Genomic DNA, 8,179 nt, shown 5'->3' with positions numbered 1-8,179 from the left:
GGAGTGGTGGTCAAGCAAGCAGTAGCTATTATTCCATAATAGCTACTATAGGAAGCGTAGATCTGAGCATGTAGTGATAAGGACTGAGCGAATTTTGCTCAGTTTTTTTACTGTTATTTATCTTCTTTTCAGACGAGAAATTGATGTCCTATCCTCAAGATTATATCCATTTTTGTATGAATGGAATCTGCTTTAGCTCCTCTTTTGTTATAAATCTTAATAGAAACAGAAATAATACGTATATACCTGTTAGTAACAACAATAATGAAATAAATATGATAATGCCTGGATTTATATTTTCATAAATACTTTTTATAATTTGCCCTACTCCCCACGTCATTGCTAAGAGAGCAATCATTTTTACAATATCCTTCCATGGTATGCCAAAACCTATTGCTTTATATAATGAACCGAGATGTAAAAGTGTGATAAGCACGACACTTAGTGCGATTGCAATAGCTACACCCATAATACCGAAGCTGGGATTGGAAGCCAGAAAGAATAAAGCAATGAATTTACAAGCATTTCCGATAAAACTGTTCCACATGGCTGGTCTTGCTAAATCTAAAGCTTGTAGTGCTGCTTGTAAAGGAGCTTGTATATAAAGTAAAATAAAAAATGGCGCCATTAGTAGAACGAATCTGCTTGCATCCCCACTTCCGTACATATATGTTAAAATAGGAACAGAAAAAAGTGATAGTACAATGGTTGCAATTGCGCCTGAAGCAAATGATAAACGGATGGATTGATGGATACGATAATGGATTAGCGTATGATTATTTGTTGCCTCTGCCTCGGAAATCGATGGTACTAACGCAACTGACAGGGAATGCGTTATGAAGGTAGGGAGAAACAATAATGGAAGTACATAACCAGTTAATTCTCCATACTGTCTAGTAGCTAATGTACTTGATATTCCAGCGATCGCTAAGCTTTGCGCTACTAATATTGGTTCAAGAAAATTCGAGAAAGAAGCAATGAGTCGACTACCAGTACTAGGTAGTGCAATAGAAAATAACTCTTTTAATGTATTTTTACTAGAAGTTAAATACGTGAAAAATCGAGTACGGATTTTTATACGCTTTTTTAAATTAAACATTTTGACCATATAAAGCAAGGAAACAAATTCTCCAAGAATAATACTAAACATGGCACCTGCTGCTGCGTATTCTAATCCGTAAGGGAGAAGTAATTTTACAAATAAGGCAACACAAGCAATTCGAACAATTTGTTCAATCACTTGGGCATAGCTTTGTGGCTTCATGTTCTGTTTTCCTTGGAAATATCCTCTGAGAACTGAGGAAATGGCAATGATCGGTATAATAGGACTAATCGCTAATAATGGATAAAGTGTACGTTCATCTGTTAACAAAGTGGATGCTATAAAAGGCGTTGCTACAATCATTGCCGTGGTAAAAATAATGCTTGAAATCCCTGTTACAACGAGAGATACAATTAGAATTTTTTTAATTTTGGCGTGATCACCACGAGCTTCTGCTTCTGCAATTCTTTTTGATATTGCAACAGGCAATCCAAGCTGTGTAAGTGTAATGACAAGAAAAAAGGTTGGGAGAGCCATCATATAGAGACCAACGCCTTCTTCTCCCATAAGTCGTGCTACAACAATTCGATTAATAAAGCCTAGAAAACGAGTAATCATGCCAGCTAGTATCAAAATGAGCGTACCTTGTAAAAATGTTTGTTTGGTCATTCTGTCGACCTGCCTTCTCAAAAAATAAAATTTCATATACAATGATATATATGCTACTAAATGGGCCAAGCATGACAAGTTGCTCAATTTTTACTACTCCGAATAAGGAGGGATTGTTTTGGAAATTGTACAAACTGTATCAGAATGGAAAGCAATGGTTATACCAGCATTAGAGAGTAAGGCAAAGGAATTTCACTTAATGGGATATGAACGAGCATCGATAGAGGATGTTTGGGCTTGTCTTGTACAAAAAGTATGGAAGGGAGATCCAGAAAAGCGTATATATGAAGTAGTGCAGGATATTTTTCATTTAACAACTGCTACGTATATAAGTTATCTGACAATTTCTGCCTACCAGAGTGACGATTTAATGGCATCGATAGCAGCCGTCACAAATGACCTAGCGAATAATGAGAAAATACATAAATTGTAACTCAATAAAGAATACACTTTACACGCAGTTTAATGATTCGATATCAGATAAAGGCGGACATTCTATGTTAAGAAGAACGTCTTGGTAACCTGCATGTTGCAGTATAGAAAAACAGACGTAATTTGTTTTCAGCCGATGACTGAAATAAATGATTCCTACCAAGAGGAAAATGAAGTAAGGGAAGCAGTTCTGTTTATAAGATGCGGGATAAAAGGGAGGACAATTATTAATGAAAAGTAGAGGCAGAATTGTTGCCTTTTTTCTAATCGTGCTTGTATTTGCAGGTTTGATTGGATCAACGGTTACAGGAATTACAAAGGATATTAAATTGGGATTAGATTTACAAGGTGGATTTGAGGTTCTATATGAGGTTGAACCGGTAGATAAAGATCAACAGGTTGATAGAAGGTTATTGGAATCGACCGTAGAGATGTTGAACGACCGTGTGAATCGATTAGGTATTAGTGAGGCTAGTATTGATATTGAGGGCGAGGATAGAATACGTGTTCAATTAGCTGGCGTAGAGGACCAGTCAGAAGCACGTGATCTTTTATCAACAACAGCACAATTATCGTTTCGCGATGTAAACGATAAGGAATTATTAGATGGAACAGATGTTAAAGAAGGATCAGCAAAACAGGATTTTGATCCTAATAGTAATCAACCGATTGTTTCATTACAGCTTAAGGATGCGAAAAAATTTGGTGATGTTACAAGTCAAATAAAGGATATGGAAAATCCGGATACGCCATATGATGATAACCTTCTTGTAATTTGGATGGATTATAAGGAAGGCGATTCATATGCAGCAGAGTATTCTAAAGAGGATCCTAAGTTTGTTTCCGCACCACGAGTAAGCAAAATATTAAATACGACCAATGTTATGATAAGTGGTAATTTTACCGTTGAATCTGCTAAACAGCTAGCAGATATTATAAATTCTGGTTCACTACCAGTACATATGTCAGAAATATATTCCACATCAGTCGGTGCGCAGTTTGGTGAACAAGCATTAGATAAAACTGTATTTGCAGGCTTTGTTGGTGTAGGAATAATATTTCTGTTTATGATTGCTGTTTATCGTTTTCCAGGTTTCATTGCAGTAATTAACCTAAGTATTTACATTTATCTAATTTTAGTAGTTTTTGAATTAATGCATGGTGTATTGACCTTACCAGGTATAGCTGCGCTCATACTCGGTGTGGGTATGGCTGTAGATGCCAACGTCATTACTTTTGAGCGGATTAAGGAAGAATTACGTGCTGGTAAGTCCATTATGGCCTCTTTTAAAGCCGGAACAAAGAATTCATTATCGACGATTTTGGATGCCAATATTACGACGTTATTAGCAGCTTCTGTATTATTTATCTTTGGGACAAGCTCTGTAAAAGGGTTTGCTACTATGTTAATTGTTAGCATTCTTGTTAGCTTTCTAACAGCAGTCTTTGGGACACGATTGTTACTTAGTCTTTGGGTAAAAACGAAACTTTTCAAAAATCGCCCAGGTTGGTTTGCGGTTAAAAGAGAAGATATTAAAGATATTGCTGTTAAAAATACAGAAGAACCGAAGATGTTTAACCGTCAAATTAATGTTGTGCAGCATCGTAAGAAATTCTTTATAATATCCATTTTTATGGTGGTTATCGGAATTGCTTCATTGTTCTTATTTAAACTAAATCCAGGAATTGATTTTACAAGTGGATCTAGAATCGAATTATTAGCGGAAGAAACAATTGCTAAAGAAGATGTTCAAAAAGGCTTTGAAGAATTAGGAATAGAAGCAAAATCGATCGTATCTTCTGGTGAAAATGGAGAGATAGCAGTAGCGAGATTTGATAAAGTTCTTTCAGAGGATAAAATTGCCGAAATAAAGGATTATTATATCGATCAATATAATATTGAACCAAGTGTAAGTGTAGTATCACCGATTGTAGGTCAGGAGCTAGTCAAAAACGCTGCATATGCAGTAGCGATTGCTTCTGTAATTATGATCATCTATGTCACGATTCGCTTTGAATTCTTTTTTGCTATCACAGCAATCATTGCCTTGCTACACGATGCCTTCTTTACCGTGGCGATTTTTAGTATTACGCAAATAGAATTTGATGTAACCATAGTGGCTGCTATTTTAACAATTGTTGGTTATTCCATTAACGATACGATTGTTACTTTTGATAGAATTAGGGAAAATCTCCGTAAGAAGAAAAAAGTCAAGTCGTTCAAAGAGCTTGCTGTGATTGTGAACAGAAGCTTGGTGCAAACATTTGTCCGAAGTATTAATACTTCTATAACGACATTAATTGCGGTATTAGCATTTTTATTCCTTGGTGCTCAATCCATTGGTGGATTTGCCATTGCGCTTGCAGTAGGGTTAATAGCTGGAACGTATTCTTCACTATTCTTAGCTGCCCAATTATGGTTAGTGTGGCGCGGGAAAATGATTAAGAAAAAGCCTGTAGACTTTACGAAGAAAAAACGTGTTGAAGGACCTCAGGTATAACTATTGATAACCTCTGTTACGAACAGCGTAACAGAGGTTTTTTAATTGATGTTTTTTAAACCACAGGCTCTGCCTGTGTGAGAATTAAACTTGTAGAGTTGTAACAGAAAAATCTCCTTTATGTTTCTAATTGGGAGCTTCTGTTCGTAATATAAACTAGCATAAAGGGTGTTATATAAGGGAAATCTAAACGCATTCCATGTAGATAATCCATCATAGAATTGTTTCATCCTTGAAATAAATGGGAAACGGTTGTATAAAGGGAAATGATAGGAGGGATTAAATGAAGGGTCAAACATATGTGATTTTTGCTATTTTATTTACTATTATTGTTGCGGTTTTTGCAGTCACAAATGTGGAATCTGTTGAAGTTAATTATTTATTTTGGACTGGAGAATCGCCGCTTATTTTAATTATTTTGTTTTCTGTTTTAATGGGAGTTATTATTACAGCAGCTGCTGGTACATTAAAAATTTTTCGGTTGCAACGTGAAATGAAACAAATCAAAGCCAAAAATAAAGAATTAGTAAACAAACTTGAAGACGCTGGTGTCTCTACTAATATTGATTCAAAAGCGATGCAATCAAGCGGTGAGCAAGAAGATAGTAAAGGATAATGAAATATTGTATTTCTAGTTGCTACCCCTGACTTTATTTATGTATAATAGATTAGTCAGGGGTGAAAAAATGTTAAAAAGTAAAGCAAAATGGAATTTTACAAATATAGAGGATGATGCCATACATTGGATGGACAATTTACATCACTTATCCCCTGTTATTCAAGAGCTTTTACTACAAAGAGGAATAACAACCGAAGATGCTGCCTCTAAATTTCTTGCACCTGATTTATCCGATTTACATAATCCAGATGGACTCTTATCTATGGATAAGGCAACACGTCGTGTTCATCAAGCAATTGAACAACAAGATAAGATTCTAGTTTTTGGTGACTATGATGCTGATGGTGTCAGTTCAACGACAGTCCTATTAAAAGCGTTGCAGGAATTAGGAGCTACATGTGACTTTTATATTCCCAATCGTTTCACAGAGGGTTATGGACCGAATGAACAAGCATTTCGTCAGGCTTTTGAAGAAGGCTACCGATTAATTATAACAGTTGATACTGGCATTGCTGCGATTCATGAAGCAAAAATAGCAAAAGAACTTGGCATCGACTTGATCATTACAGACCATCATGAGATTCAAGAAGAACTGCCAGATTGCTATGCGATTATACATCCAAAGTGTTCACCTGATTATAAATTTCAAGAGTTAGCGGGAGTAGGGGTCGCGTTTAAGTTTGCAGAAAGCTTACTAGGCTATTTTCCAAACCATTTATTAGCTTTTGCGGCAATTGGTACCATTGCAGATCTAGTTCCATTGGTGAATGAAAATCGAATTCTTGCTTATTACGGGTTAAAAGCATTAACAGCTACGGATAACTATGGGTTGAAAGCATTAAAGGCTGTATGCAAAATAGAAGGCGAAGTAACTGAGGAAGATGTAGGTTTTTTAATAGGTCCTAGAATTAATGCTGTTGGGCGACTTCAGGACGCGGATATGGCTGTACATTTGCTAATGACAGAAAATAAACAACTAGCACAGGAAATGGCTGAGGAAATAAATGCTATTAACCAAGAAAGACAACAAATTGTCAGTCGTATTGTAAAAGAAGCAGAGCAAATGGTAGATAACACTGATAATCAAGGAGTTATCATTGTTGCTAAAGAAGGCTGGAATGAGGGTGTATTAGGTATTGTTGCATCCAAATTAGTTCGGAAATTTGATAGGCCAGCTATTGTTCTGGCTATAAAACCAGACAGTGGTGTAGCTAAGGGGTCTGCAAGAAGTATACCTGCGTTTGATTTGTTTCAAAATTGTATGACGATAAAGCAGTTGTTTTCCAGTTTTGGTGGTCATTCACAGGCTGCCGGAATGACCATTCAGCTTGACCAGCTTTCTGCAGTACAATCTGCATTAGATGAACTAATACAGAGTAAGTTAACGGAAGAAGATTTTAAGCAAGTCATTCATGTAAGTCAGACCATTACGATTCCAGAAATTTCAGAAGAGCTGATTCATGAAATTAATCAATTAGCTCCTTTTGGTATGGATAATCCAAAACCTGTTTTTCATATTAAAAATCTTCCTACTCAAGCAAGGCAAATTGGTAGTATGAAAAATCATCTAAAGCTACAATTTAAGGAAGAGAATACAGTATTAGACGGTATTGGCTTTGGCATGGGAGAACTTTATGATTATTTAACACCTCATACTGAAATAAATGTAGTAGGAGAGTTAGGTATAAATGAGTGGAATGGAGTTCGTAAACCTCAAATGATGATTCAAGATTTAAGCATAGCGGAATGGCAATTGTTTGATCATCGAGGTAAAAGAAATGTCAATAAGTTAAATTTTATGGAATTTGAAGATGATTTTCTTATCGTACGTAATGGTAATCAGCAATCATTCGATGATGCTATTCCACAAATAACCTATCAATGTAATTTAGAGCAACTGCAAGAAGTAGAGACGTTGTTTATTTATGATTTACCAAATGAACTTACTGCGTTAAAACAGTTAATTCAAATGACAAAGCCTACTAATATTCATGTGTGTTATTATGTGGAGGATAGTACGTATTTGCGAGCATTTCCAACAAGAGAAGAATTTAAATGGCTCTATGCACTTCTCATGAAACAGAGGGAAATCGATTTAAAACAAGCAATTTCAGGTATCATGCAATCTAGAGGTTGGAATAAAGATAAAGTTTTGTTTATGCTAAATGTGTTCCATGAATTGGAATTTGCCTTAATTGATAATGGTATGCTGAGGCTACAAGCAAAGCCATTAAAACAAGACTTACAATCTTCAATGATTTATCAAGATCGATTACAGCAGGCTGAGATTGAGAAGATACTTTATTATTCTAGTTATGAGGAATTGAGAAAGTGGTTTACGGAAGAATGTATGGATTATTTGGGACGTCCCAAGGAGGAACTTAGTTATGGATTATAAAAAGCATGTAAAAATTGTAGAAGATTGGCCAAAGGAAGGAATAAAATTCAAAGATATAACGCCTTTGATGGCAGATGGTGATGCTTTTCGTTCAGCAGTTGATGAGATCGTTGAATATGCAAAAGAAAAAGAAATAGATATAGTAGTTGGTCCAGAAGCAAGAGGATTTATTATTGGCTGCCCTGTTTCTTATGCACTCGGGGTAGGATTTGCACCAGTTAGAAAGGAAGGTAAGCTTCCTCGCGAAGTTGTGAAGGTGAACTACGGTTTAGAATATGGATCTAATATTTTAACCATCCACAAGGATGCTATAAAACCTGGACAGCGTGTGTTGATTACAGATGATTTACTTGCTACAGGTGGCACAATTGAAGCGACAATTAAGCTAGTTGAAGAACTAGGTGGAATTGTAGTAGGTTGTGCTTTCATCATTGAATTAAGCTATTTAGATGGATTAGAGAAATTGCAAGGTTATGACGTCCTGACACTTATGAGTTATTAAGCAGGAGATAGGTCTG

Annotated in this window: 6 protein-coding genes; 5 read left to right on the top strand and 1 reads right to left on the bottom strand. The window is 35.8% G+C overall.

Annotated features, from left to right (window positions below; all coding sequences use genetic code 11):
* Nucleotides 1–160 precede the first annotated feature (160 nt).
* Nucleotides 161–1,711 carry a stage V sporulation protein B gene (spoVB, locus tag ABDZ84_RS11325; RefSeq protein WP_026681258.1) on the bottom strand — a complete coding sequence of 517 codons (1,551 nt, stop codon included), beginning with the start codon at nt 1,709–1,711 and terminating at the stop codon, nt 161–163.
* Between the two features lie 118 nt (nt 1,712–1,829).
* Here spoVB and ABDZ84_RS11320 point away from each other — a divergent pair, with 118 nt between their 5' ends.
* The 5 genes from ABDZ84_RS11320 to ABDZ84_RS11300 all read left to right on the top strand — a co-directional run bounded on the left by ABDZ84_RS11320 (nt 1,830) and on the right by ABDZ84_RS11300 (nt 8,163).
* The gene (locus ABDZ84_RS11320) at nt 1,830–2,144 is read left to right on the top strand and encodes a post-transcriptional regulator (RefSeq protein ID WP_343781518.1); all 315 of its coding nucleotides are present in this window, start codon (nt 1,830–1,832) and stop codon (nt 2,142–2,144) included.
* A 229-nt stretch (nt 2,145–2,373) separates the two neighbouring features.
* Nucleotides 2,374–4,644 (top strand): protein translocase subunit SecDF, encoded by a 2,271-nt coding sequence (gene secDF / locus ABDZ84_RS11315; RefSeq protein WP_343781516.1) that lies wholly within the window; start codon nt 2,374–2,376, stop codon nt 4,642–4,644.
* A 283-nt stretch (nt 4,645–4,927) separates the two neighbouring features.
* A complete protein-coding gene (locus ABDZ84_RS11310) occupies nt 4,928–5,260 on the top strand; it encodes a LapA family protein (protein ID WP_026681256.1) in 333 nt (110 codons plus the stop codon).
* A 70-nt stretch (nt 5,261–5,330) separates the two neighbouring features.
* Nucleotides 5,331–7,661 carry a single-stranded-DNA-specific exonuclease RecJ gene (gene recJ, locus ABDZ84_RS11305; protein WP_026681255.1) on the top strand — a complete coding sequence of 777 codons (2,331 nt, stop codon included), beginning with the start codon at nt 5,331–5,333 and terminating at the stop codon, nt 7,659–7,661.
* Nucleotides 7,651–8,163 carry an adenine phosphoribosyltransferase gene (locus ABDZ84_RS11300; RefSeq protein WP_026681254.1) on the top strand — a complete coding sequence of 171 codons (513 nt, stop codon included), beginning with the start codon at nt 7,651–7,653 and terminating at the stop codon, nt 8,161–8,163. Before recJ ends, ABDZ84_RS11300 begins: the two co-directional genes overlap by 11 nt.
* Nucleotides 8,164–8,179 lie beyond the last annotated feature (16 nt).

Origin of the sequence: Virgibacillus salarius (assembly GCF_039521925.1) — a bacterium.
In the GTDB taxonomy this organism is placed as follows: domain Bacteria; phylum Bacillota; class Bacilli; order Bacillales; family Amphibacillaceae; genus Virgibacillus; species Virgibacillus salarius.
Note: the sequence above shows the minus strand (reverse complement) of the source record. Positions and strands in the feature narration are given on the sequence as shown.